This window comes from Aquisalimonas sp. APHAB1-3, assembly GCF_048323695.1.
In the GTDB taxonomy this organism is placed as follows: Bacteria; Pseudomonadota; Gammaproteobacteria; order Nitrococcales; family Aquisalimonadaceae; genus Aquisalimonas.
Window position 1 is genome coordinate 47,192 of record NZ_JBLWFT010000007.1, and the last position, 25,206, is coordinate 72,397.

The 25,206-nt window shown below is 66.6% G+C and carries 26 protein-coding genes; 20 read left to right on the plus strand and 6 right to left on the minus strand.

Annotation, left to right across the window (positions count from 1 at the left end):
* Positions 1 to 10 precede the first annotated feature (10 nt).
* The 20 genes from asd to ACNSTU_RS11640 all read left to right on the plus strand — a co-directional run bounded on the left by asd (position 11) and on the right by ACNSTU_RS11640 (position 21,119).
* Complete coding sequence (gene asd, locus ACNSTU_RS11545) at positions 11 to 1,123, plus strand: aspartate-semialdehyde dehydrogenase (protein WP_290636903.1); 1,113 nt, start codon at positions 11 to 13, stop codon at positions 1,121 to 1,123.
* 237 nt (positions 1,124 to 1,360) lie between these two features.
* The gene (locus tag ACNSTU_RS11550) at positions 1,361 to 4,048 is read left to right on the plus strand and encodes a FimV/HubP family polar landmark protein (protein WP_418212386.1); all 2,688 of its coding nucleotides are present in this window, start codon (positions 1,361 to 1,363) and stop codon (positions 4,046 to 4,048) included.
* Between the two features lie 30 nt (positions 4,049 to 4,078).
* Positions 4,079 to 4,765: a CbiQ family ECF transporter T component gene (locus ACNSTU_RS11555; RefSeq protein ID WP_290630445.1), complete on the plus strand. Its 687-nt coding sequence runs from the start codon at positions 4,079 to 4,081 to the stop codon at positions 4,763 to 4,765.
* 64 nt (positions 4,766 to 4,829) lie between these two features.
* Positions 4,830 to 5,597 carry a tRNA pseudouridine(38-40) synthase TruA gene (gene truA, locus ACNSTU_RS11560; RefSeq protein WP_290630491.1) on the plus strand — a complete coding sequence of 256 codons (768 nt, stop codon included), beginning with the start codon at positions 4,830 to 4,832 and terminating at the stop codon, positions 5,595 to 5,597.
* 51 nt (positions 5,598 to 5,648) lie between these two features.
* Positions 5,649 to 6,296 carry a phosphoribosylanthranilate isomerase gene (locus ACNSTU_RS11565; RefSeq protein ID WP_290630493.1) on the plus strand — a complete coding sequence of 216 codons (648 nt, stop codon included), beginning with the start codon at positions 5,649 to 5,651 and terminating at the stop codon, positions 6,294 to 6,296.
* Positions 6,280 to 7,491, plus strand: a complete 1,212-nt coding sequence (trpB, locus tag ACNSTU_RS11570; protein WP_290637251.1) for a tryptophan synthase subunit beta — start codon at positions 6,280 to 6,282, stop codon at positions 7,489 to 7,491. The genes ACNSTU_RS11565 and trpB overlap by 17 nt, the downstream gene beginning before the upstream one ends.
* Positions 7,488 to 8,309 (plus strand): tryptophan synthase subunit alpha, encoded by an 822-nt coding sequence (gene trpA / locus ACNSTU_RS11575; protein WP_290630449.1) that lies wholly within the window; start codon positions 7,488 to 7,490, stop codon positions 8,307 to 8,309. Before trpB ends, trpA begins: the two co-directional genes overlap by 4 nt.
* A 65-nt stretch (positions 8,310 to 8,374) precedes the next feature.
* Complete coding sequence (gene accD / locus ACNSTU_RS11580; protein WP_290630451.1) at positions 8,375 to 9,289, plus strand: acetyl-CoA carboxylase, carboxyltransferase subunit beta; 915 nt, start codon at positions 8,375 to 8,377, stop codon at positions 9,287 to 9,289.
* 6 nt (positions 9,290 to 9,295) lie between these two features.
* On the plus strand, positions 9,296 to 10,567 hold the full coding sequence (gene folC, locus ACNSTU_RS11585) for a bifunctional tetrahydrofolate synthase/dihydrofolate synthase (protein ID WP_290630453.1): 1,272 nt from the start codon (positions 9,296 to 9,298) through the stop codon (positions 10,565 to 10,567).
* A 59-nt stretch (positions 10,568 to 10,626) separates the two neighbouring features.
* On the plus strand, positions 10,627 to 11,337 hold the full coding sequence (locus ACNSTU_RS11590; RefSeq protein ID WP_418212387.1) for an SPOR domain-containing protein: 711 nt from the start codon (positions 10,627 to 10,629) through the stop codon (positions 11,335 to 11,337).
* A 91-nt stretch (positions 11,338 to 11,428) separates the two neighbouring features.
* Positions 11,429 to 12,001: a CvpA family protein gene (locus ACNSTU_RS11595; RefSeq protein ID WP_290630457.1), complete on the plus strand. Its 573-nt coding sequence runs from the start codon at positions 11,429 to 11,431 to the stop codon at positions 11,999 to 12,001.
* A 39-nt stretch (positions 12,002 to 12,040) separates the two neighbouring features.
* A complete protein-coding gene (gene purF, locus ACNSTU_RS11600; RefSeq protein WP_290630459.1) occupies positions 12,041 to 13,552 on the plus strand; it encodes an amidophosphoribosyltransferase in 1,512 nt (503 codons plus the stop codon).
* Between the two features lie 322 nt (positions 13,553 to 13,874).
* The gene (locus ACNSTU_RS11605) at positions 13,875 to 15,062 is read left to right on the plus strand and encodes an O-succinylhomoserine sulfhydrylase (protein WP_290637036.1); all 1,188 of its coding nucleotides are present in this window, start codon (positions 13,875 to 13,877) and stop codon (positions 15,060 to 15,062) included.
* Positions 15,063 to 15,118: 56 nt separating this feature from the next.
* Complete coding sequence (locus ACNSTU_RS11610) at positions 15,119 to 16,360, plus strand: glycerate kinase type-2 family protein (protein ID WP_290637035.1); 1,242 nt, start codon at positions 15,119 to 15,121, stop codon at positions 16,358 to 16,360.
* Positions 16,360 to 17,019, plus strand: coding sequence for a class I SAM-dependent methyltransferase (locus ACNSTU_RS11615; protein WP_290630465.1), 660 nt, complete (start codon positions 16,360 to 16,362; stop codon positions 17,017 to 17,019). Before ACNSTU_RS11610 ends, ACNSTU_RS11615 begins: the two co-directional genes overlap by 1 nt.
* A 68-nt stretch (positions 17,020 to 17,087) precedes the next feature.
* Entirely contained in the window at positions 17,088 to 17,375 is a 288-nt protein-coding gene (locus ACNSTU_RS11620; protein ID WP_290630467.1) for a hypothetical protein, read from the plus strand.
* Positions 17,376 to 17,485: 110 nt separating this feature from the next.
* The gene (tpx, locus tag ACNSTU_RS11625; protein ID WP_290630469.1) at positions 17,486 to 17,983 is read left to right on the plus strand and encodes a thiol peroxidase; all 498 of its coding nucleotides are present in this window, start codon (positions 17,486 to 17,488) and stop codon (positions 17,981 to 17,983) included.
* 157 nt (positions 17,984 to 18,140) lie between these two features.
* Positions 18,141 to 19,730, plus strand: a complete 1,590-nt coding sequence (locus tag ACNSTU_RS11630) for a bifunctional GNAT family N-acetyltransferase/carbon-nitrogen hydrolase family protein (protein ID WP_290630471.1) — start codon at positions 18,141 to 18,143, stop codon at positions 19,728 to 19,730.
* Between the two features lie 39 nt (positions 19,731 to 19,769).
* On the plus strand, positions 19,770 to 20,417 hold the full coding sequence (gene can / locus ACNSTU_RS11635; RefSeq protein ID WP_290637034.1) for a carbonate dehydratase: 648 nt from the start codon (positions 19,770 to 19,772) through the stop codon (positions 20,415 to 20,417).
* Between the two features lie 156 nt (positions 20,418 to 20,573).
* Positions 20,574 to 21,119 (plus strand): hydrolase, encoded by a 546-nt coding sequence (locus tag ACNSTU_RS11640; RefSeq protein ID WP_290637033.1) that lies wholly within the window; start codon positions 20,574 to 20,576, stop codon positions 21,117 to 21,119.
* Between the two features lie 60 nt (positions 21,120 to 21,179).
* Here the strand turns inward: ACNSTU_RS11640 and ACNSTU_RS11645 are convergent, their stop codons facing one another.
* From ACNSTU_RS11645 to rsxD, 6 genes are all read right to left on the minus strand, one after another.
* Positions 21,180 to 21,641: an FKBP-type peptidyl-prolyl cis-trans isomerase gene (locus ACNSTU_RS11645; protein ID WP_290630477.1), complete on the minus strand. Its 462-nt coding sequence runs from the start codon at positions 21,639 to 21,641 to the stop codon at positions 21,180 to 21,182.
* A 120-nt stretch (positions 21,642 to 21,761) separates the two neighbouring features.
* A complete protein-coding gene (locus ACNSTU_RS11650) occupies positions 21,762 to 22,199 on the minus strand; it encodes a DUF1841 family protein (protein WP_290630479.1) in 438 nt (145 codons plus the stop codon).
* An 11-nt stretch (positions 22,200 to 22,210) separates the two neighbouring features.
* Positions 22,211 to 22,846, minus strand: coding sequence for an endonuclease III (nth, locus tag ACNSTU_RS11655; RefSeq protein ID WP_290630481.1), 636 nt, complete (start codon positions 22,844 to 22,846; stop codon positions 22,211 to 22,213).
* The gene (locus ACNSTU_RS11660) at positions 22,843 to 23,526 is read right to left on the minus strand and encodes an electron transport complex subunit E (RefSeq protein WP_290630483.1); all 684 of its coding nucleotides are present in this window, start codon (positions 23,524 to 23,526) and stop codon (positions 22,843 to 22,845) included. Before ACNSTU_RS11660 ends, nth begins: the two co-directional genes overlap by 4 nt.
* 2 nt (positions 23,527 to 23,528) lie before the next feature.
* The gene (rsxG, locus tag ACNSTU_RS11665; protein WP_418212410.1) at positions 23,529 to 24,140 is read right to left on the minus strand and encodes an electron transport complex subunit RsxG; all 612 of its coding nucleotides are present in this window, start codon (positions 24,138 to 24,140) and stop codon (positions 23,529 to 23,531) included.
* Between the two features lie 31 nt (positions 24,141 to 24,171).
* Positions 24,172 to 25,206 carry an electron transport complex subunit RsxD gene (gene rsxD / locus ACNSTU_RS11670; protein ID WP_290630487.1) on the minus strand — a complete coding sequence of 345 codons (1,035 nt, stop codon included), beginning with the start codon at positions 25,204 to 25,206 and terminating at the stop codon, positions 24,172 to 24,174.

The window sequence follows — 25,206 nt, forward strand, 5'->3', positions numbered from 1 at the left end:
AGGTGACGCAATGAAGCGCGTAGGATTTGTTGGCTGGCGGGGCATGGTTGGCTCCGTGCTCATGCAGCGCATGCGTGACGAGAACGATTTCCAGGACATCGAACCGGTGTTCTTCACCACGTCGCAGGTCGGCCAGCCGGGGCCCGACGTGGGCAGGGACGTGCCGACGCTGAAGGACGCCCGCGATATCGGCGAGCTGCAGACCATGGATGTCATCGTCACCTGCCAGGGTGGCGACTACACCGAGGCGGTCTACCAGGACCTGCGCAAGGCCGGCTGGGACGGCTACTGGATCGACGCCGCCTCGACCCTGCGCATGGCCGATGACAGCATCATCGTGCTGGATCCGGTGAATGCCGACGTCATCAGACAGGGGCTCGGCAACGGGGTGAAGACCTTCGTCGGCGGCAACTGCACCGTCAGCCTGATGCTCATGGGCATCGGTGGTCTGCTGCGCGAGGGGCTCGTGGAGTGGATCAGTCCCATGACCTATCAGGCCGCATCCGGCGCCGGCGCACAGAACATGCGGGAGCTGGTGGCGCAGATGGGCTACATCCACAAGTCCGCCAGCGACCAGCTGGCCGACCCGTCCAGCGCCATTCTCGAGCTGGATCGCGCGGTCTCCGACGCGATCACCGGTGACGGCTATCCCCGTGAACACTTCGGCTACCCGCTTGCCGGCAGCCTGCTGCCTTGGATCGACAAGAAGCTCGAGAGTGGTCAGAGCAAGGAGGAGTGGAAAGCCGAGGTGGAGACCAACAAAATCCTCGGCCGATCCGACAACCCGGTGCCCATCGACGGCATCTGCGTGCGCATCGGCGCCATGCGCTCCCACGCTCAGGCGCTGACCATCAAGCTCAGCAAGGATGCGCCCATCGACGAGATCAGCAGCATCATCGCCGAGTCCAACCCCTGGGCCAGCGTGGTGCCCAACGATAAGGAAGATTCCCTGCGGGATCTCACCCCAGCGGCGGTGACCGGAACCCTGAACGTGCCCGTTGGCCGCCTGCGCAAGCTCTCCATGGGCAATGACTACCTGGGTGCGTTCACGGTCGGCGATCAGCTGCTCTGGGGTGCCGCGGAACCGCTGCGGCGGATGCTGCGCATCCTCAACGAGGGGTGAACGGCGTCGCATTCCTGTCAGCCGCGCCTCTGGCGCGGCCTGGCGGGGTTTGAAATTCGCCGGGCTGGCCGCTAGTGTGCGGTGGAAGCGGGTGGCCGCACCACGGGCGCGTCTCCGGCACGGCGATCACTGCCATCGCAGTGGCGTCGGGCAGTACCGCATTCAGGGACAAGAATCACAATGCAAGGGCTGACAACCGACCTGACCACCTGATCAGTCCACCGATAAGGGAATGCCATGGCACGCAGACTGGCTCGCATCGCAGCGCTTAGCACCGTATTAGCCCCCTCCATCGCGGCGGCGCTGGGCGTTGGTTCGATTCAGACGGAATCGGCGCTGAACGAACCGCTGGAGGCACGGATTCCGCTGGAGTCCGCCGATGCGGAGGAACTGGAGACCCTCAGCGCGACGCTGGCCTCTCCCGACGCCTTTGAACGGGCCGGTCTGGAGCGCCCGTTCATGCTCTCGCAGCTCGATTTCGAGGTGGTGACCGATGGTGCGGAGCCCTACGTGGTGGTCAGCACCAGCGATCCGGTGCGCGAGCCGTTCCTGGCATTCCTCGTCGAACTGAACTGGGCCGGCGGGCGGCTGGTCCGTGAGTACACCATGCTGCTGGATCCGCCCGTGCATTCCCCGGAAGACGATGCCGCCCCGGCGCCCGCCGATGCTCCGGCCCCTGACGCGACGGCGGATGAAGAGGTTGCCACTGCCACCCCGGGCGATGCGGGAGAGCCGGATCCGGTGGCGGATGCACCCGGCGAGATCGAAGTCCAGAGCAATGACACGCTCTGGGAGATTGCCGACGAGGCGCGCCAGGGGACGGACGCCTCCGTTCACCAGATGATGATGGCGCTGCTGGCAGCGAATCCGGACGCGTTCATCGACGACAACGTCAACAACGTGCGTGCGGGGGCCATTCTGCGGGTACCGGACCGGGATGAGGCCGTGGCGCTGTCTGCGGCGGATGCCCGGCAGCAGTATTCCCGGCAGGTGGAAGCCTGGCAGGCGGGGCGGGCGCCGGATCCGGCGCCGCCTGAAGAGCCTGAGGTGGCCGAGGACGCTGACCAGCCCGACGTGACCGACGGGCGTCTCGAGGTGGTGGCCGCGGGCGACACGGGCGGTGACGATGCCACTGCATCGCTCATGGATGAAGACGAGGATGCGAGCCCCGAAACCGTGGCTCGCCTTCAGGCCGAACTCGCTGCCGCGCGCGAGGACGAGGCATCCCTTCGATCCGAGAACGAGCGCCTGCGCTCCCAGACCGAGGAACTGCTTGAGCGGGTCGAGGCGCTGGAGCGGACGCTGGACGTGCAAGTCCAGGGCGCGATTCCCGGAATGCCGCAGGAGTCGGCGGAGGAGGACGTGCCGCTGGCCGACGCAGCCACGGACGATGACGAGCCGGCAGTCACCGACGAAGAGGACGAGGTCGCTGCCGCCGCCGACGGCGTTGATACCGACGAGGCAGTGGCGGCTGCCGATGAGCAGGATCCAACCGGCACCGCCGCGGATGAGTCGGCCACGACGCAGCCGCAGGCACCCTGGGAGGATCCGCGCAACCTCAGTCTTGCCGGGGCGGCGCTGGTTGCGTCGATGCTACTCGCGCTGCTCGTCGTGCGCCGTCGGCGCAATGCAGCGACCGATGCGTCGGAGGAGGTGGAGGCGAACCTGGCCGCAGCCATGGCCGCCGGCACCACCGCCCGGACCGACGAGGCCGCTGAGCAGGCCGACGATGATGCCTCCCGGCCGCTGGTAGACGACGATTTCGAGCCTTCGCCGACGCGTGCCGGCGGTGCTGATCCGTTGGAGGAGGCGGAGATCAATCTCGCCTACGGCCGTCATGACCAGGCGAAGAACCTGCTGACGACCGCCGTGGCGGAAGATCCGGAGCGCAAGGATCTGCGGCTGAAACTGCTGGAGGCGCATTCCCTCAGCGGTGATCGCCCGGCGTTCGAAGCGGATGCCCAGGCGCTCTTCGGCCTGGTGGATGGTGACACGGACCCTGTCTGGCAGCGTGTCAGCGAAATGGGGCGGGAGATTGCGCCGGAGAACCCCCTGTTCGGTGGTGCCGACGACGCGCCCCCGGCGCCGCCGGAGCCGGCGGAGGAGAACGATCCCTTCACGGGCATGCTGGCAGAGGAACCGGCCGAGGAAGAGCTGCCTGCGCCCACTGCCCCCGCGCCAGCGGAGGCGGTTGAGTCTGCCGATGAAGACGACTTCAGTGATCTGGAGTTCAGTCTTGACGAGACGCCGGCCGACACGCCCGACGCCCCTGAAGAGAAGGCTGCTGCGCCCGCGGGCGACTCCGCAGCGCCGGCGGACGACGCGGCGGATGATGACGCCTTCAGCCTCGATTTCGATCTGGACGACCTGGAGGCACCGGATGAAGCGGCGACTCCGGCCGCCTCCACCGAGACCGGAGTGCCCGGGGAGGCAGCCGGCGAAGACGACCCTCTCGAGGATGATGCGTTCAGCCTCGACTTCGAGGTGCCGGACCGGCCGGAACCGGAGACCCCCGCAGGTCCGGAATCGTCGGTCGACGACGCGGATGATGCTCCGACGTTCAGTCTCGACGAACTGGATACCGGAACCGATGCCGGCGACGAGGAAGCGGGGCTGGAATACGCGCCGGAGGCGATCCCAGATGAGCCGGAGCCCGTGGGCGACGGGGCGGATGACGCCGAGGCGGACCCGGCTGCGCCGGACAGCGGGAATGTTGACGAGTCGGCGGGTAACGAGGCTACCGAGGACGCGGACGACGCCTTGTTCGACGCCGGCGACGAGAACAGCACCAAACTGGACCTTGCCCGCGCCTACCTCGACATGGGTGACAGTGAAGGTGCCCGGTCACTGCTGGACGAGGTCCTGGAGGAAGGGTCCGATTCCCAGAAGTCCGAGGCGCGGACACTGTACGCCGAAGCGGAGTAACGGCAGGCGGGTCACGCGGAATTGAAGCCCATGCGGCTCCACCCGGCGGCGCGCATCCTGTGGCTGGTGTGCCTGGCGGTGGTGGTGGCCCGCCCCGGATGGGCGGGGCTCGTCCTGCCGGCGCTGGGCCTGGCGTTTATGTACTGGCAGGCCCGCCTCTCGCCACTGGTGGCGCTCCGTGGTCTGTGGCGGCTGCGCTGGCTGCTCCTCACCATTGTGGTCTTCTATGGGTGGTTGACGCCCGGAACGCCCGTGGTGCCGTCCGACTCGTCCCTGATTCCGACCTGGCAGGGGCTCCTGGGCGGGGCCGAACGCGCACTGGCCCTCGGCTATCTGATCGCGGCGGTGCAGCTGCTGCTGGCGTCGACCCCGCGACACTGGCTGATCGCGGCGCTGCACTGGTGGTTGCGTCCGTTCGCGGTCGCGGGTGTTGATGCCGATCGCTTTGCGCTCCGGCTGGTACTGGTGCTGGAAGCGGTGCCGGCGCTGCGGGAGCAGATCGGCCGCGCGCGCGCCGCGACGGCCGGTGTACCCTGGCGGGAGCGCGTGGCGGCGCTTGGCGCGGCACTGGTTGCTGACGCCTTGGGCCGTGGCGACGAATCACCCCCCGCACCGATCCGGATCCCCCGGTTGCCGCCGTTGCCCGTCTGGCAGTGGCTTCTGCCGGTCGCCGTCGTGTGCGGCGCAGTGGCGGCTAGCCTGCCGATGGGCCAGTAAGCTCAGGAGCCGAACGACCGTGAGTCTTGATGCAGACAGCAGGGCGAACACCACGCGCATCGCCATGGGCGTCGAGTACCTGGGTGGTCGCTACGCGGGTTGGCAGCAGCAGCACCACTGCGACTCGGTGCAGGCGCGGGTTGAGGCGGCGCTGTCGCGGGTGGCCGACCACCGTGTCCACGTGGTGTGTGCCGGGCGCACGGATGCCGGCGTCCACGGCCTGGGCCAGGTAATCCATTTCGACACGCCAGCGCGGCGCAATATGCACGGGTGGCGGCTCGGTGGTACCACCTATCTGCCCGATGACATTGCGCTGACCTGGGCGCAACCGGTGGCGCCGGAATTCGATGCACGGCGCAGCGCACGGCAGCGGCACTATCGCTACGTGATCCTCAACCGGCCCGTGCGTCCCGCGTGGCTTCACGGTCAGGTCGCCTGGACCTGGAAGCCCCTGGATGCGGAGCGCATGCACGCGGGGGCCCGGCACCTGCTCGGCGAGCAGGACTTCACATCGTTTCGCGCCGTTGCCTGTCAGGCGGCGCACGCGTGGCGCGAGGTGACCCGGGTCGATGTGATCCGCCACGGCGAGTTCATCTACATGGACGTGAGCGCCAATGCGTTTCTGCATCACATGGTCCGCAACATCGCCGGTACGCTCATGGCGGTGGGCGCGGGGGAGCGCGATCCGGACTGGGTGGCGGACGTCCTCGGGGCACGGGACCGGACGGTGGGTGGCATGACCGCGCCGGCCGCCGGCCTCTACATGGTCGCCGTGGACTATCCGGAGGCGTTCGGTCTGCCGGCCCCGCCGGCGCCGCCGCGCTTTGCCTGACTTACACGGCCGGGTTACCATTCAATGTTTTACCGACGTGGGGTGGGGCGCGTGCGCACGCGTGTGAAAATCTGCGGGCTGACCCGGGCGGATGAGGCCTGCACCGCGGCGCGGCTTGGTGCCGATGCGGTCGGTCTGGTGTTTCACGACGCCAGCCCGCGGGGTGTCGACGTGGCGACCGCCCGCGGGATCCGGTCCCTGCTGCCGCCTTTCGTGACAGTCACCGCGTTGTTCATGGATGCGCCGGAGCAGCGCGTTCGCCACGTGCTCGATGGTGTCGCCATCGATCTGCTGCAGTTCCATGGTGGCGAAGACGCGGCGTACTGTGAATCGTTTTCCCGGCCCTACATCAAGGTCGTGCCCATGGCTGACGGTGCCGACCCTCACGCCCTCATGGCGCGCCACCCCAATGCGGCCGGTTTCGTGCTGGACGGGCACGGCGCCGGGGAACAAGGCGGCAGCGGCAGGGTCTTTGACTGGAGCAGTGTACCGTCGTCGCCGGAGCGTCCGATCGTGCTTGCCGGCGGGCTGCACCCGGGTAATGTGGCCATGGCCGTGCGTCAGGCGAATCCGTGGGCGGTGGATGTGAGCAGTGGCGTTGAATCCGCGCCGGGCATCAAGGATGCCCGGCGGATGGCAAGCTTTATCAGCGAGGTCCAAGGTGTCCAAGACGTCCGAGGCAATGCAGCAGTCGATTGATTTCGCCCGGTTTCCGGATGAGACCGGCCATTTTGGCCGTTATGGCGGGCAGTTCGTGCCCGAGACGCTCATGGCGCCTCTGCGGGAACTGCAGGATGCCTATGCGCGCTACCGGGACGATCCCGATTTCCGCGCCGAGTTCGAGCGCGACTGCAAGGACTTCGTCGGGCGGCCGTCGCCTTTGTATCTCGCCGAGCGCTGGAGCGAGAAGGTCGGCGGCGCGCGCATCTATCTCAAGCGCGAGGACCTCAACCACACCGGTGCGCACAAGATCAACAACACCATTGGCCAGGCCCTGCTCGCCAAGCGGATGGGCAAGACCCGGGTTATTGCCGAGACCGGTGCGGGGCAGCATGGCGTTGCGAGCGCCACCGTGGCTGCGCGGCTGGGTCTGGATTGTGTGGTCTACATGGGGGCGGACGACATCCAGCGCCAGTCGCCCAACGTCTACCGCATGCGTCTGCTGGGTGCCGAGGTGGTGCCGGTGACGTCCGGTTCGCGCACGCTCAAGGACGCCCTCAACGAGGCCATGCGTGACTGGGTTGCCAACGTGGATGACACGTTCTACATCATCGGCACCGTGGCCGGGCCGCACCCCTATCCCATGATGGTGCGCGATTTCCAGGCCATCATCGGTCAGGAAACGCGGGAGCAGATGCTTGAGCGCGAGGGCCGGCTGCCCGATGCTCTGGTGGCGTGTGTAGGCGGTGGCTCCAACGCCATTGGTCTGTTCCGCCCGTTCCTGGAGGACCAGGAAGTCGCCCTGCACGGTGTGGAAGCCGGTGGCTACGGCGTCGCGACCGGTCAGCACGCCGCACCGTTGTGCGCGGGCCGCCCCGGCGTGCTGCACGGCAACCGCACCTACCTCATGGAGAACGACAACGGCCAGATCATCGGCACCCACTCCGTGTCTGCCGGGCTGGACTACCCCGGGGTGGGGCCGGAGCACGCCTGGCTCAAGGACATCAACCGTGCCGTGTACACATCGGTGACCGACGATGAAGCCCTGGCGGCATTCCATGAGGTGACCCGGACCGAGGGCATCATCCCGGCGCTGGAGACTGCGCATGCGCTGGCCTATGCGGAGAAACTCGCGCGGGAACTGGGCCCCGGGAAGAGCATCGTGGTCAATCTCTCCGGCCGGGGAGACAAGGACATTCAGACCGTCGCCGAACGGGAGGGGATTGAGCTGTGAGTCGTCTAGCCACTCGTTTCCAGGCGCTGCGTGAGCAGCAGCGTACCGCGCTGATCCCGTACATCACAGCCGGGGACCCGCACCCGGATCTCACGGTGCGGCTGATGCACGGCATGGTGGCCGCCGGTGCGGACGTGGTGGAGGTGGGCGTCCCCTTCTCCGATCCGATCGGCGATGGCCCGGTGATTCAGCAGGCGTGCGAGCGCGCCCTGTGCCACAACGTCGGACTGCGGGACGTACTGGCCATGGTCCGCCGTTTCCGCGAGGACGACACAGAGACGCCCGTGGTGTTGATGGGGTACATGAATCCCATCGAGGTCATGGGCTATGCGGAATTTGCGAAGGCCGCACTGGAATCCGGCGTTGACGGCGTGTTAACCGTAGACATGCCGCTGGAGGAAATGGGCGACCTCGACGGATTGCTTGCCGATTCCGGGCTGGACCCCGTGTTCCTGGTCGCACCCACGTCCACCGAGGAGCGCATGCAGACCATCTGCGAGCGAGCGGGCGGATTCGTTTACTACGTCTCGCTCAAAGGCGTTACGGGGGCGGCGAGCCTCGATGTGGACGCGGTGGGGCAACGGGTCGACCGCCTCCGGTCCATGACCGGGCTGCCGGTCGGTGTCGGGTTCGGTATCAGTGACGCGCCCACCGCCGCGCGCATGGCCGCGGTCGCCGATGCGGTGGTAGTGGGCAGCGCCCTGGTCCGGCGGATCGAGGCGAACCAGGACGACCTGGACAAGGCGCATGAAGCCGTCACCGAGCTGGTCGCCGACATGCGGCATGCCATGGATGCCGCGGCAGCGGCCAGTACCTGACCAGCCGGACAATGCGGGTCGGGCGCATCAACGCTTAACGTCATTGAATACAGGAACGCGACATCATGAGCTGGTTTCAGAAACTCATGCCTTCCCGCATCCGCACGGATGCGACGGAAAAGGCCCGCAGTCGCAGCGTGCCCGAAGGGCTCTGGACCAAATGCCCCGGGTGCAATGCCGTGCTGTACCGGCCGGAGGTCGAGCGCAACCACGAGGTCTGCCCCAAGTGCGGGCACCACATGCGCGTCACCGCCCGCATCCGCCTGGAGTCGCTGCTGGACAGTGACGATCTCACCGAGATCGGCGCCGACGTGAAACCGGTGGACATGCTGCGTTTCAAGGACGGCAAGAAGTACAAGGACCGTCTCGCCCAGGCGCAGAAGAGCACCGGCGAAGACGATGCCCTGGTGGTCTATCAGGGGCGACTCAAGGGGCGGCCCGTGGTGGCCTGCGCCTTCGAGTTCGAGTTCATGGGCGGCTCCATGGGCTCGGTGGTGGGTGAGCGGTTCGTGCGCGCAGCCAATATCGCGCTCGAGGAGCGAATCCCTCTGGTCTGTTTCACCGCCAGTGGCGGCGCCCGCATGCAGGAAGCGCTGTTCTCGCTCATGCAGATGGCCAAGACCAGCGCCGCGCTGGGCCGCATGCGCGAGGAGGGTGTGCCCTTCATCTCGGTACTCACCGACCCGACCATGGGTGGCGTCTCCGCCAGTCTGGCCATGCTCGGGGACGTCAATATCGCCGAGCCCGGTGCCCTGATCGGATTTGCAGGCCCGCGGGTGATCGAGCAGACGGTGCGCGAAACCCTTCCGGAAGGGTTCCAGCGCGCCGAATTCCTGCTTGATCACGGCGCCATCGACATGATCGTCGACCGCCGCGAGATGCGCGATACGCTGGCGCGCCTGCTCGCCATGCTGACGCATCAGGCGTCGCCGGCGGCCGATCCCGCACCGGAGCCGTCGCCCGAAGAGGCGACTGGCTGACAGGGGATGCGCTTCGACACGCTGGACCAGTGGCTGCACTGGCAGGCCGGGCTCCATCCCCGCGCCATCGACCCCGGGCTGGAGCGGGTCGGGGAAGTGGCGGACCGGCTCGGCCTGCGGCCGGTGGCCATGCCGGTAATCACGGTTGCCGGAACCAACGGCAAGGGCTCGTCGGTGGCGCTGCTGGAGGCGATGTTCCGCGCCGGCGGCTACTCCACGGGCGCCTACACCTCCCCCCATCTGCTGCGCTACAACGAACGCATTCGCATCGATGGCGACAACGCCTCCGATGCGGCGATCATGGCGGCGTTCGACGCCATCGATCAGGCCCGTGGCGAAATCACCCTGAGCTACTTCGAGTTCGGCACCCTGGCGGCACTGTGGCTGTGTCGAGAGTCCGGTGTCGACGTGGCCCTGCTGGAGGTGGGCCTGGGCGGGCGACTGGATGCCGTGAACATCGTTGATGCGGATGTGGCGTTGATCACCAGCATCGGCCTGGATCACTCCGAGTGGCTCGGGCCGGACCGGGAACGCATCGGTCGCGAGAAGGCCGGCATTCTCCGTGCGCGCGTCCCTGGGGTGTTCGCCGGGGATGCCATGCCCGACACCATCCGTGGCATGGCCACGGAGCTGGATGCGCCGCTGCGAGTGGCGGACGAGGACTACACCTGGCATGTGGGGGGCGATGGCAGCTGGTCATGGCAGCAGGGCGACGCCGAGCTCCACGGCCTTCCGCAGCCCGCGCTGCCGGGCCCGATGCAGTACCGTAATGCCGCGGGCGTTCTGGCCGTGCTGAATGCGTTCGGCGACAGGTTGCCCCTGCGCGAAGAGGCCTTGCGCGACGGGTTGCGCGAGGCCCGGCTGCCGGGGCGTTTGCACGTGCGTCCCGGAGCGGTAGAGTGGCTGTTCGATGTCGCTCACAACGGCGACGCCGTGGGCGTACTCGCAGCGGAGCTCGAGCGCCGGCCGGTGCCGGGGCGTTGTTTCGCCGTCTTCGCCATCATGGCGCGCAAGGAGCTGACACCGGTGCTGGATGCCCTCGCCGGCCGGGTGGACGCCTGGTGCCCCCTGCTGTTGCCCGACGAGGATATCCGGCCGGCAGACGACGTCGAAACAGTGCTGCGCGAGCGCAGTGCCGCGGTCGCGGTGACCGGTACGCCGGACACATTGCGGGAGTGGCTGGATCAGACCACCGAACCCGGCGACCGCGTGCTGGTATTCGGATCGTTCCGGACCGTCGAAGAGATGATGCGCGTAACCGGGATGGCTGACGGGTGAATCCGGAGGCTCTGGCGCAGGGAGCAGGCAGTCGGTGACGAGCAAGCGAGGAATGTCCATTGCAGCAACATCATAAGCAGCGGCTGATCGGTGCGGTCGTCGTGGTCGCACTCGCGGTGATCTTTCTGCCCATGTTGTTGCAGGGGCCAGTGGATCGTGGCACCACGGACATGGCCATGGATATTCCCCCACGGCCGCAGGTGGAGCAGGGCCCGGCCGACGCGGACCAGCCCGAGCCCGATAGCGAGCCCGCCCCGGCCCCGGATGAACCCGGCGAGGCGGTCTCCGAACTGGAGGCCGTGCCCCTGCCGCAGTCCGACCGCGCGGAGGTGGAGGACGACGAACCGGGTGACGCGCCGCCGCCGGAACCGGTGCCCGAGGAGGACACGCCCGAGGAGACGGCAGACGCGACGCCCGACGACGCGACGCCGGAGGATGCGACGCCGGAGGATGCGACGCCGGAGGATGCCGGGGCGGAGGATGCCGGGGCGGAGGATGCCGGGGCGGAGACCGCAGGCGAGGATGACGAGCTGGCGTCATGGGCCGTCCAGGTCGGGAGTTTCACCAGCGAGAGTAATGCGCTGGGCCTGCGGGACCGACTGCGGGACCAGGGGTTTTCCGCCTACGTGGATCGTCTGGAACGTGACGGGCAGGATCCCACCTATCGCCTGAGGGTCGGACCAGTGGTCGAACGCGACGCGGCCGAGGCGCTTCTCGAGGATCTGCAGGAGGACGCCGACCTGGATGGCCTGGTGGTGTCGCACCCATGAGCCTGACTGTGGCGTTGCCGGTGGCTTTCTCGTGCGAGCCCCCTTTGCTACTATTGCGCTCCCCGTGCTGCCCCGGCGCTGATTTCCGCCCATGAACTGGCTCGACTACGCCATCCTCGCCGTCATCGTCCTGTCCGCACTGATCAGCCTGATCAGGGGCTTCGTGCGCGAAGTGATCTCGCTGGTGGTCTGGGTGGCGGCGTTCTGGATCAGCATCCGCTATGCCGACCGGCTGGCTGTCTACCTTGCCGACTACATCGCGTCACCGACGCTTCAGTTGGGTGTTGCCTTCGTCGCGCTGTTCGTGGTCACGCTGATCATCGGCGCCATCATCAACTATGTGGCCGGGCAGTTCGTCGGGCGTACCGGCCTGACCGGAACCGACCGTTACATCGGCGTTATTTTCGGGCTACTGCGTGGCGTTGTCGTGGTCGGGGTGCTGGTGCTGGCCGCCGGTCTGACTGCACTGCCGCGTGAGCCCTGGTGGCAGGAGTCGGTGGTGGTGCATCACTTTCAGCCCTGGGTCTGCGATATCGGCGTGCGTGAGTGGCTGGATGGCCTCACTGTGTACGCGCCGTTGACCGAAGACCCTGAGAACGAGGGGACGCCTGCTCCAGAGTACTGGCAGGAGTTCTGTAACGATGCCGGAGCCGGGGACGACTGAGCGCCGGCGGCAATACCGAGCAGAGAGGTTCCATCGCGCATGTGCGGCATTATTGGAATGGTGGCCCACGGGCCCGTCAATCAGGCCATCTACGACGGTCTGACCGTGCTCCAGCATCGCGGACAGGATGCCGCCGGGATCATGACCTGGGACGACGGGCGGTTGTACCTTCGCAAGCGCAACGGTCTGGTGCGTGACGTCTTCCGCACCGAGCACATGCTCCAGCTGCGCGGCCACATCGGCATCGGCCATGTGCGCTATCCGACGGCCGGCTGCTCCAGCAGCGCCGAGGCGCAGCCCTTCTACGTGAACTCACCCTACGGCATCAGCCTGGCGCATAACGGCAACCTCACCAATGCCGAGGAACTCAAGGACGAGCTCTTCCGCGAGGATCTCCGCCACATCAATACCGATTCCGACTCCGAGATCCTGCTCAACGTCTTTGCCCATGAGCTGGCGCGCCCCGGCAAGCTGAAAGTCGGTGTGGATGACATCTTCGATGCGGTGGCCGGCGTGCATCGGCGTAGCCGCGGCGGCTACGCGGCAGTGGCGATGATCAACGGCTACGGCATGCTGGCGTTCCGTGACCCTCATGGTATTCGCCCGGTGTGCTTCGGCGAGCGGGAGACGCCGCAGGGCATGGAGTATCTGGTGGCGTCGGAGAGCGTCGCCATGGATACCCTGGGCTTCCGGCTCATTCGCGAACTGGAGCCCGGTGAGGCGGTGTTCGTGACCCTCGACGGCAAGCTGCACACGCGCCAGTGCGCCGACAATCCCACCAACGCGCCCTGCCTGTTCGAGTACGTCTACCTGGCGCGGCCGGATTCCATCATCGACAACGTGGCCGTCTACAAGGCCCGCCTGCGCATGGGCCAGACCCTGGCGGCAAAGATCGAGCGCGACTGGCCCGATCACGACATCGACGTGGTCATCCCGGTGCCGGACACCAGCCGGACTTCGGCCCTGGAAATGGCCCAGCACCTGGGCGTGAAGTACCGGGAAGGGTTCATCAAGAACCGATATATCGGTCGCACGTTCATCATGCCGGGCCAGCAGCAGCGGCAGAAATCGGTGCGCCAGAAGCTCAACCCAATTGGTCTGGAGTTCAAGGGCAAGAACGTGCTGCTGGTGGATGACTCCATTGTCCGCGGAACCACCTGCGACCAGATCATCGAGATGGCGCGGGATGAGGGGGCGCGCAATGTCTACTTTGCCTCTGCCGCGCCCCCCGTGCGTTACCCCAACGTCTACGGCATCGACATGCCGTCCGCGCGGGAGCTCATTGCGCACGGGCGCAGCGAGGAGGAGGTTGCGCGGCTCATCGGTGCCGACCGGCTCATCTACCAGGATCTGGGCGATCTCGTTACCGCCGTGCAGCAGGGCAATCCGCGGCTGGCGGGGTTTGATGCCTCCTGTTTCAATGGCGAATACGTGACCGGCGACGTGACCGAAGCGTATCTGGACGAGCTCGAAGAGCAGCGCAACGATCAGGCCAAGAGCACCCGCGATGCCGACCACGCCCTGATCGATCTTCACAGTGCCCCGGACTGAGTGCTGGCTGGCGCGGCGCTGTGCCGGTTTGACAAGGGCAGGGGCGTTCCATAGAGTGCTCTCGAGGCGCTGATTTGACCGTTTCAGCTTGCGGGCGCCGAAGGTGTACCGGTGGGTGTGGACCGCCATGCCGGGAGGCCTTGAACAAATGCCGCTAAAGCGAGGGAGTCCAGCTTTCTTGCTCCGGGCGTCGCCCGGGTCCCGCCTGCTTCGCGTCCGCTTCGGTTGAATCACTGAGGGCGGCCATCCGGTCATTGCTGACCGGGTTGCCGTTGATCGGTTCGATGCTGCGTCTCCCGACTGGCATGACGAGGATGGTTGCATGACCCACGATCACGAGCGAAGGGGATTCGATACGGAGGCAGTCCGGGGCGGGCAGGTCCGTACCGGCGAGCAGGAGCAGTCCGAGCCGCTGTTTCTGTCGTCGAGTTTCACTTTCGACAGTGCGGCGCAGGCGGCGGCGCGCTTCGGCGGTGACGAGCCCGGGAACATCTACTCCCGTTTCACCAATCCGACCGTGCGGACCTTCGAGAAGCGGCTGGCGGGCCTGGAAGGCGGCGAGGCGTGTGTTGCCACATCGTCGGGGATGGCCGCCATCAATGCCATGTGCATGGCGCTGCTGCGCTCGGGGGATCACATTGTCTGTTCGCGGGGGGTCTTCGGCACAACCACCTCTCTATTCACCCGGATTCTGCCCAAGTTCGGGGTCGAGACCACCTTTGTCTCACCCACCGACTACGACGGCTGGCAGCAGGCGATCCGGCCAGAGACGCGGTTGCTGTTTCTCGAGACGCCGTCGAACCCGCTGACCGAAGTGGCCGACATCGCCTGGATCGCGGAGCTGGCCCATGCCCACAATTGCGTGATGGTGGTGGACAACTGCTTCTGTACCCCGGCATTGCAGCGCCCGCTGGAACTGGGGGCCGACCTGGTCATCCATTCCGCAACCAAGTATCTGGACGGGCAGGGGCGCTGCGTCGGTGGCGCCGTGGTCGGCGACGCCAAGCGCGTGGGCGAGGACATCTTCGGCATGCTACGCACGGCGGGGCCCACCATGAGCCCGTTCAACGCCTGGGTTTTCATCAAGGGGCTGGAGACGTTGCGGCTGCGCATGCGCGCCCACTCCGAGAACGCCCAGGCACTGGCGGACTGGCTCCAGCATCACCCGCGCGTGTCCCGCGTGAACTACCCGGGGCTGGCTGCGCATCCGCAGCACGCACTGGCCAGTCGGCAGCAGCTCGGCTACGGCGGTATTCTGTCGTTCGAAGTGGCCGGTGAGCGCGAGGCGGCCTGGCGGGTGGTCGACGGCACGGAGATGATCTCCATTACTGCCAACCTGGGTGACGCCAAGAGCACGATCACCCATCCGGCGAGCACCACCCATGGCCGGATCTCCCAAGAGGAGCGCGACGCCTCCGGAATCACAGAGGGGTTGCTGCGGGTCTCCGTGGGGCTGGAGGATGTGGCTGACATCCAGGCCGACCTGGAGCGCGCGCTGGACGCGATCTGAACGGCATCCCGGTCGTGTGGCCCGGATCGCCGGAGACCAACTGGCAAGGGGGACGCATGGATCATCGGGAGACATTGCAGCAGCTGTTTCGTGCGGCGCTGGAGCGGGTGGGCGGGCGCCCGGCCGTCCGGCACGCGCTGGAGGATGACCCACCAGCCGGCGCGGTGCATCTGCTGGCCATCGGCAAGGCCGCCTCGGCCATGACCCAGGGCGCCCTGGACGCGCTGGATGATCGCATTGCCAGCGGTCTCGTGGTGACCAAGACGGATCACCTGGGACGCGCCGTTGCCGAAGACCCTCGGTTCCGTTGCATGGAGACCGCTCACCCGATCCCCGACGGCAGCAGTCTGGCCGCAGGTGCGGCTGTGGTGGCGTTCCTGGATGAGCTCGCCGACGACGCCGAACTGGTGGTACTGATCTCCGGTGGCGCCTCCAGCCTGGTGGAGCTGCTTCCGGAGGGGCTGACCGCCGACCACCTGGCCGAGCTCAACCAGTGGCTCCTCGGTCAGCACTTGGCCATCGACGGCATCAACGCCGTGCGCCGCGCGATCTCCCGCATTAAGGGTGGCCGGCTCGCGCGGCATCTGCGCGGGCGCCGAACGCGCCTGCTCCTCATTTCCGACGTTCCCGGTGACGATCCGGCCGTGATCGGTTCCGGGCTGTTCGTACCGTCGGCCGGTTCCGGCACCCTCCCGGGCGACTTGCCCGCCTGGGCCAGGGAGGCCGCCAAGGCCGTGCCGGCGCCACCGGCCGCCGATGATCCGGCACTGGCCGGGCTCACCCGCTCCCTGGTTGCGACCAATGCCGATGCGTTGGATGCCGTAGAGGAGCGGGGGCGTCGCCTTGGGCTTTCCGTGCAGGTTCACCGGGAGCAACTCGCCGGTGACGCGCTGCGTGCCGGGGAGGCGATCGCCGATCAACTGGTCCACGGAGCGGCCGGTATTCATGTCTGGGGCGGCGAGCCCACCGTGGCCCTGCCGGACAATCCCGGGCAGGGCGGGCGTGCTCAGGCGCTGGCGCTGACAGCGGCCGCGTGCATGGAAGGGCATAGGGGCGTCTGGCTGCTGGCCGCCGGCACCGATGGCACCGACGGCCCGGGCAACGCCGCCGGCGCGCTGGTGGATCACCAGACCTGCTTCCGCGGCCGCCAGGCGGGGCTCGACCCCGACGTCAGTCTGGAGGCCGCGGACAGTGGACGGTTCTTGGAGGCAAGCGGCGACCTCCTGCGCACGGGCCCTACCGGCACCAACGTCATGGACGTGGTGATCGGACTCAAGGACAGCGGGGAGGGCCGGTGATGGAGCGCATCCCGGAGCCGGAGCTGATGGACGAGGCCGAACAGGCCATTGCCTATGCTCGAGCGGATTTCGAGGCGCCCAATTCTGCCTTCGTGGACCGCTACACGGACCTTGTCGGGGTGACCGAGGGGCACGTGCTGGATGTGGGCTGCGGGCCGGGTGATATCCCCCTGCGACTGGCACGCCACTTCGCCGGGTTGCACGTGGACGGGCTCGACGGCGCAGAGGCAATGCTTGCCCTGGCCCGGGATGCGCTCGCCAGGGAGCCGGCCATCGGCGATCGGGTCCGGTTCATCCGCGACGACGTGGCTGCCGCGTCGGTCCCCGCAGTGGCATACGATGCCGTTGTCAGCAACAGTCTGCTGCACCATCTGCACGAGCCGATGATGCTCTGGCGGCTGGTGAAGCACGCAGCTCGCCCCGGCGCCGGCGTGCTGGTCATGGATCTCTATCGCCCCGATTCAAGGGAGCGGGCAGCGGAGATTGTGGCCACCTACTCGGCCGATGAGCCGGAGGTGCTCCGGCGTGACTTCTTCAACTCGCTGCTGGCCGCGTTCACCCCCGGGGAGGTTCGCGAGCAGCTCGCCTCCGCCAGTCTGCACCATCTCCGGGTCGAGACCGTCTCCGATCGGCATCTGCTGGTTCACGGCCGCGCTTGAGTGAGGCCGCCCCGGACCTGCTACTCTAGGCGGGAGTTTGAGAATGGTGGCGACAACAGGAGGTGACCATGGCGCGGCGGGACGAGTATCTGGAGAAGTTCAAGTCACAGCTCGATCAGTGGAACGCCGAGCTGGCCAAGCTGGAAGCAAAAGCGAACGAGGCCCAGGCAGACGCGCGCCTGCGCTACGAGTCCGAGATCGAGGAGCTCCGTCAGCGCCGGGAAGAAGCGCGGGAGCGGATGAAAGAGCTGGAGCAGGCCGGCGAAGAGGCCTGGGATGACTTCCGGAAGAGTGCGGAGAAGGCCTGGAAGGATCTCGACGAGGGATTCCGCAAGGCCTGGTCCCATTTCAAGTAAGCATCCGGCAACGGATGACCTCACGACTATCGCGCTGGCGCCGCAGCCTGCAGGCCGCGGCGCCAGCAGCGTGGGCTGACCCCACACATTAACCATTCAGGAGAGCATAGATGGCGGAAATCTCGTTGCGCGGTACACCAGTCAAGACGGTCGGGGAGCTTCCGGCTGCCGGGAGCAAAGCGCCAGACTTCAAGCTCACGCGGACCGACATGTCCGACATATCGCTGCAGGATCTGAAGGGGAAGAAGGTCGTCCTCAACATCTTCCCCAGCGTTGATACCCCGGTCTGCGCCAATTCGGTGCGGCGGTTCAACGAGGACGCTGCCAAGCGGGACAATACCGTCGTGCTCTGCGTGTCCGCGGACCTGCCGTTTGCCCAGTCCCGCTTTTGCGGCGCGGAAGGCCTGGAGGACGTGATTCCGGTCTCCACGTTCCGCCAGCCGGAGTTCGGCCGAGACTACGGCGTGGCCATGGCTGACGGCCCTCTTGCCGGACTCCTGTCCCGTGCCGTGGCGGTCGTGAATGAGCAGGGCGACGTGGTGCACTGCGAGCAGGTCCCGGAGATCGGCCAGGAGCCGGACTACGACCGGGCGCTGCAACATCTCTGATGGCCTCTTCCGCCTGCGTGGTTGCCGGCGTTGCCGGCAACCACGCGGTGGTCTGCAGGATAGTGCGAATTGCGTATGATGATCCCACGATCCGTGCCGCTCCCGGGCGGCGCGGAGCCCGGGAACGCCCCATTGATGCCGGAGACGCCTCGCCGCCATGACCGATACCCGCGACACCCGTGAACAGCAGGAAGACACCGAGGAGCACCGGCTCAGCCTGCGCAACCTCGGTGTCGAGGACTATGACGACATCGCCGAGATCATGGAGGAGGTCTACCCCTCCATGGGGCCCTGGACGCGCAAACAGTTCCACGCCCAGCTGAACCGGTTCCCGGAAGGTCAGATCTGCATCGAGGACAACGGCAAGGTCGTGGCGGGGGCACTGACGCTCATGGTGGATTACCGCCGCTTCGGTGATCGCCATACCTACGACCAGATTACGGGCAACGGCTATTTCACCACCCATGACCCCAATGGCGACGTCCTCTACGGGGTGGATGTCTTCGTCAGCCCGCGTTACTCGGGCATGCGCCTCGGGCGTCGGCTCTACGACGCCCGCAAGGAGCTGTGCCGCAAGCTCAACTGCCGCTCCATCGTCGCCGGTGGCCGCATTCCCGGTTACACCGAATACGCCAGTGACATGAAGCCGGAGGAGTACATCGAGCTGGTCAAGCGCCAGGAGGTCTACGACCCGATACTGAGCTTCCAGCTTGCCAACGACTTCCACGTACGGCGGGTGATTACCAATTACCTGCCGGAGGACCGCGATTCCAAGGCCTTCGCCACGCTGGTGCAGTGGAACAATATCTTCTACGAGGAAGAGGATCAGAAATCGCTCCTCGGCGGGGACAAGAGCGTGATCCGCATTGGTGCCGTGCAGTGGCAGATGCGCTCCATGCATTCGGTGGAAGAGCTCATGCAGCAGGTGGAGTTCTTCGTGGACGCCCTTGCGGGCTACAACGCCGACTTCATCATGCTGCCGGAATTCTTCAATGCGCCGCTATTGTCGAACTTCAATCAGGACAACCCGGCAGAGGCCATCCGTGGTCTGGCACAGTACACTGACGAAATCCGCGAGGAGATGCTTTCCCTCGCCGTGAGCTACAACATCAACATCATCGGCGGCAGCATGCCGGTGTATACCGAGAAAGAGCTTTACAACGTCTCCTTCCTGTGTCGGCGCGACGGCACCTGGGATACCCAGCACAAGCTGCACATCACGCCGGACGAGCGCGCCTACTGGGGCCTGCGCGGCGGCGACGGACTGCGGGTGTTCGATACCGATGTGGGCAAAATCGGCATTCTGGTGTGTTACGACGTCCAGTTCCCGGAGCTGTCCCGGGTGCTGATGGAGCAGGGCATGCGCATCCTGTTCGTGCCGTTCTGGACCGATACCAAGAACGGCTACCAGCGCGTGCGCCACTGCGCCCAGGCGCGGGCCATCGAGAACGAGTGCTACGTGGCCATTACCGGCAGTGTCGGTAACCTGCCCAACGTGGAGAACGTGGATATCCAGTATTCCCAGTCGGGCGTGTTCTCGCCGTCCGATTTCGCTTTCCCGCACGATGCAGTCGTCTCCGAGGCCACGCCCAATACGGAGATGACGCTGATCGTCGACCTGGACCTGGAGAAACTGCGGGAGATGCGCTATCAGGGATCGGTGCGTAACTATCAGGACCGGCGACTCGACCTCTATCAGGTTCAGTGGATCGGGCAGCAGACGACGCGCTCTGATGGGACCGGTTGAGACCTGCCCGGAGCGCCAGGGCAACAGATGGTGAAGGCAATGTGCGAGCACGATGACGGCATAGCAAGATTGATCAGGAACAACCGTGACTGGTCCGAGCGTATGCAGCAGACGGACCCCGGTTTCTTCTCCAGCATGGCCGAAGGGCAGTCGCCGGAGTACCTGTGGATCGGCTGTTCGGACAGCCGGGTTCCGGCTAATCAGGTGGTCGGGCTTGGCCCGGGGGAACTGTTCGTCCACCGTAACGTGGCGAACGTGGTCATGCACACGGACATGAGCTGCATGGCGGTGCTGCAGTATGCGGTGGAGGTACTCAAGGTGCGCCACGTGGTCGTCTGCGGCCATTACGGCTGCGGAGGCGTCAAGGCTGCCATGGGCGACCAGCAGTTCGGGCTCATCGATAACTGGCTACGCCACATCAAGGACGTGTACGCCCGCTACGAGACGTCGCTGGCAGACGTCGCCAGCGAGGCGGAACGCGCGGACCGCTTCTGCGAACTCAACGTGGTGGCTCAGGTCGGCAACGTCTGCTCCACCACCATCGTTCAGAACGCCTGGGCGCGGGGGCAGGAACTCACGGTGCACGGCCTGATCTACGGGCTCCGGGACGGGTTGCTCAACGATCTCGAGGTGAGCGTCAGCGGGCCAGAAGGCGTGTCGGGGGTCTACCGGATGCGGATGGACTAGTACCCGGCCGGCATCGGCCGCGGGCGACGGCAGCGCTATGCGTGCAGCCATTGGCAACACCGGCTCGCTGTGGTCTTATGGCCCTGTGATGCGGTCGCGTGTAGCCCGCGCGGCCGGCGCAGACCAATAACGAGAACCCAGCGGGAGGTCTCCCTTTTGCGAATCAATGCCGCAACGTCCGGTCTGCTCGTCGTCGATGTCCAGGAGCGCCTGGCGCCAGCGATTCACGAGGGCGAGCGGGTCATCGAGAATGCCGGCTGGCTAATCAAGGTCGCTCGGGAGGTGGATGTGCCCGTGCGCCTCACCGAGCAGTATCCCCAGGGGCTCGGGGCCACGGTGTCGCAGGTCCGCGCCCAGGTGCTCGATGATGAGGTGCTGGAGAAGGTGCACTTCTCCTGCATGGAGTCCGACAATATTCGCCGGCAACTGGCCCGTATCGGGCGTCGCCAGATCATCATGGCCGGAACCGAGGCCCACGTGTGTGTGCTGCAGAGCGCGCTGGCGCTGGTGGAGGAGGGGTACGAGGTCTTCGTGGTCGCCGACGCCGTCTCGAGCCGCAAGCCGCGGGATGCGGAACTGGCCCTGGAGCGCATGCGCGATGCGGGTGTGCGCGTGGTGACCCGGGAGATGGTGGCGTTCGAGTGGCTGCACCGCGCGGACACGGATCTATTCCGGCGGGTTCAGCAGCGCTTCATCCGATAGACACAAAAAAGGCGCGGCGCCCGCCGGGGCCGCGCCTCGCTCAAGAAAGGCCGGCCGCGCTCAGTGAGCGTGGCCGTGCTCCTTCTCTTCTTCGGTGGCGTCGCGGACTTCGACGACTTTGACGTCGAAGTTCAGCGGTACGCCGGCCATCGGGTGATTCGCGTCCACGGTGACGTCATCGCCTTCGATGCCGGTGATGGTGACGATCTGCTCGCCGCCCTCGGCCTGCGCCTGGAACTGCATGCCCACCTGGAGCTCATCGACTCCCTGGAACAGGTTGCGCGGCACGACCTGAGTGAGGTCTTCCCGGCGCTCTCCGTAAGCCTCTTCCGGCGGGATGTTCACGCTGACTTCCTCGCCCTCTTCCTTGCCTTCCAGGGCCTTCTCCAGGCCGGGAATGATGTTCCCGGAACCGTGCAGGTAGGCAAGCGGCTCCTTGCCCTCGGACGTGTCCAGGACGCTGCCGTCGTCGTCCTTCAGCGTGTAGTCGATGGCAACGACCTTGTCCTTAGCAATCTGCATTAGGGAAAACCTCTACGAATGAATTGAGCCGGCCATGGTAACGGTGTCGGGTTAGTGAGGTAAAGGATTCTGCTTGCCTGACAAGGAGTTCGACCGTCTGCCAGGCGATTGTTCCAGGCGTCATCCGCGCCGTGAGGCCAGTTTCCGGAGCGCTTCCAGGTAGGCCCGTTCGTCCGGCATGCTGCCGCTGCGCTGCGCCTGCCACATGGCTTCGGCCAGGGGATCCATCATGCGGTGCTCCGCCTCCAGGTGGCTGCCGGTCTGGCGGGTGAGTTGCTCGTGCACTGCCCGGATACCCGCCGGTCGGTCCGTGGCCACCTGTTCCCGCAGGGCCAGGTGCAGCCCCATGTGCAGGAAGGGATTGGTGCCGCCGTCCTCGGGCTGCCAGTCGGCGTCGATGGCCCGGTTCGGGTCCTCGAGCAGGTTGTGATATTCCGGGTGTTCGGCGACCACCTCGCCAATCATGGACTCGAGTGGCGTGACCGGTTCGCCGTCACGGTATTTACGCCAGGCGTCCAGGTACTGCTGGCGGAGTTCGTTGCGGTTGCTGGAGAACATGGTGTGGTTTCTCACTCCTCGGTCTTTTCACGGTATTCGCACAGGTCGTGGATCACGCAGGCGCCGCAGCGCGGCTTGCGCGCGACGCACACGTAGCGCCCGTGCAGGATCAGCCAGTGGTGGGCATCGTGGAGAAACGCCTTCGGCGTCCAGCGGACCAGCCGGTCCTCCACTTCGCGCACGGTTTTCCCGGGAGCCAGCCCGGTGCGGTTGGAGACCCGGTAGATGTGCGTATCCACGGCCATGGTGGGCTGCCCGAAGGCGGTGTTGAGGATGACGTTGGCGGTCTTGCGGCCGACGCCGGGGAGGGCCTCGAGCTCGCCGCGCGTGCGCGGGACCTCGCCGCCGTGCCGGTCCACCAGCATGCGGCAGAGTTTCATGATGTTGGCCGCCTTGCTGTTGAAAAGCCCGATGGTCTTGATGTGCTCCTTGAGCCCGTCCTCGCCCAGGGCCAGGATCGCCTCCGGGGTGTTCGCCACCGGAAAGAGCCTGGCCGTCGCCTTGTTCACCCCACGGTCGGTGGCCTGAGCGGAGAGCACCACGGCGACCAGCAGCTCGAACGCGGTGGAGTACTCGAGCTCCGTGGTCGGCGCCGGGTTGTGGTCGCGTAGGCGCTGGAAGATTTCGCGTCGTTTTTCCTTGTTCATGGCGTGGTCAATGGTTCCGTCTGTGTGGTTGGCACCGGGCGCCGGGCGCGGCTGTCGATCACGTTTTTCAGGGCCAGCAGCAGCCCGAGGCCGATGAAGGCTCCGGGTGGCAGCAGCGCCAGCAGGAACCCCTGGTCCACCGGGAGGAGTTGCACGGTCAGGTGCTGCCCCGGATCCCCGAAAAGCAGGGGGGCGTCGCGCAGCAGGCTGCCGTGCCCCAGCAGCTCCCGCAGGCCGCCCAGCGCCACCAGTACGCCGGTGAACCCGAGGCCCATCATCAGCCCGTCGAAGGCCGCAGGGGCGGGTGTCGTGCGCGAGGCGAACGCCTCGGCGCGGCCGAGGATGGCGCAGTTGGTGACAATTAGCGGAATGAAGATACCCAGTATCAGATACAGCTGGTGGAAGAAGGCGTTCATCACCAGCTCCACCACGGTGACGAACGAGGCGATGATCAGCACGAATACCGGGATGCGGATCTCCGGCCGCGCTGCGTTACGAATCAGTGACACCGTGACGTTCGAGCCGGTGAGCACGAGCGTTGTTGCCAGCCCCAGGGCCAGGGCATTGATCGTGGTATTGCTCACGGCCAGCAGCGGGCAAAGGCCCAGGAGCTGCACCAGTCCCGGGTTGTTGTGCCAGAGCCCGTCGCGCGCCAGTTGGGCGAAATCCGTTGCCGCCATGGTCAGTGGTCCTCGCTCGCATCCTGAAACAGGGCGTCGCCGTGCTCCCGGTGGTAGTCCAGGGCCCGCGCCACGGCACGGGTGACGGCGCGGGGCGTAATGGTAGCACCGGTGAACTGATCGAATGCGCCGCCGTCACGGCGGACTGTCCACTGGTCACGCGGCGGATCGCCGAGGCTGCGGCCGCGAAAGCCGTCGATCCAGTCGCTGCGGCGGGCCTCGATGGCGTCGCCGAGTCCCGGAGTCTCGGCGTGGTCGACCACACGGACGCCGAGTACCTCTCCCGCTGTGTCCACGGCCACCAGCAGTTCGATGGGGCCGCTGTAGCCGTCCGGCGCAATCACCGTCAGCACCAGCGCCGCGGGGTCGCCATTGCGGCGTGCGCGATAGACGGGCAAGGGTTGCTCCGTCCCCAGGCGGGTATCGCGCACCCGCCGCACATCCTCGGCGGGATTGTTGGTGTAATGTCCGGCAGGGAGAACCGCCTCGAGCTGCTGCAGGGTCTGCTCCGCCTGCCGGGCCTCGATCCGGTCGGTCGTTAGTTGCTGGATCAGTGCGACCAGGCCGACGCCGCCGGCCGCCACCGCCGCCAGGAGCATGGCCGCGGTGAGCATGCCCCGGATCAATCGCCTGCGACCGCCCACGTCAGCGCCCTCCGTGGCCGTAGATGCGCGGCCGTGTGTAGCGATCGATGAGCGGTACGGCCATGTTCATCAGCAGCACGCCGAAAGCGATGCCGTCCGGGTAGCCGCCCCAGGTGCGGATGATCCAGGCCAGCACGCCGACGCCGAGCCCGAAGCAGAGCCGGCCCCACGGTGTGGTGGCGCCGGAGACCGGGTCCGTGGCGATGAAGAAGGCGCCGAGCATCGCGCCGCCGCTCAGCAGATGAAACAGCGGCGACAGTTGCTGCTCCGGGTTGATCAGCCAGAACAGCAGAGCTGGTGCCGCCAGACCGATGATCACCCCGGCAGGGACCTGCCAGCGGATGACCCGCACGTGCAACAGCCACGCACCGCCGGTCAGGAACAGCAGGTTGATCCACTCCCAGCCGCTGCCGGCGACCACACCGAAGACCGGGCCGCCGCGAATCTCCTGCATGGTCAGCCCCTCGGCGAGACGGGTCTTGACGTGATCCAGGGGGGTGGCGTGGGTCAGGGCGTCCGGTGCCAGGCCCGGGGGCAGCTGGCCGAAGACGATGACCTGGAGCGTCTGCAGCGGGCCGAGGGCGGATTCGGCGAGCCCAGTGGGCGGCAGCCACTGCACCATCGCCTGGGGGAAGGCAACGATCAGCACGGCGTAACCCACCATCGCCGGGTTGAAGGGGTTGTAGCCGAGCCCCCCGTACAGGTGTTTGCCGAAGATCAGCCCGAACGCAACGCCGACGGCGGTCATCCAGGCGGGCAGCAGCGGCGGCAGGCAGAGCGCCAGCAGTACGGCCATGACCACCGCGCTCCAGTCGTTCAGGAAAAGCGCCACGGGCTTGCCGCGCAGGCGCAGCATTGCGGTTTCGCAGACGACGGCGACAGCCACGGCGATCAGGATGTTGACCACGACGCCCCAGCCGAACACGGCCGTCATGGCGACGACCCCGGGGACCAGGGCGTACAGAACGCGCCGCATGATGCGCGAGACGCTGTTGTCGCCATGGATGTGCGGCGCCGGTGGGGTCTTCAGCGCCAT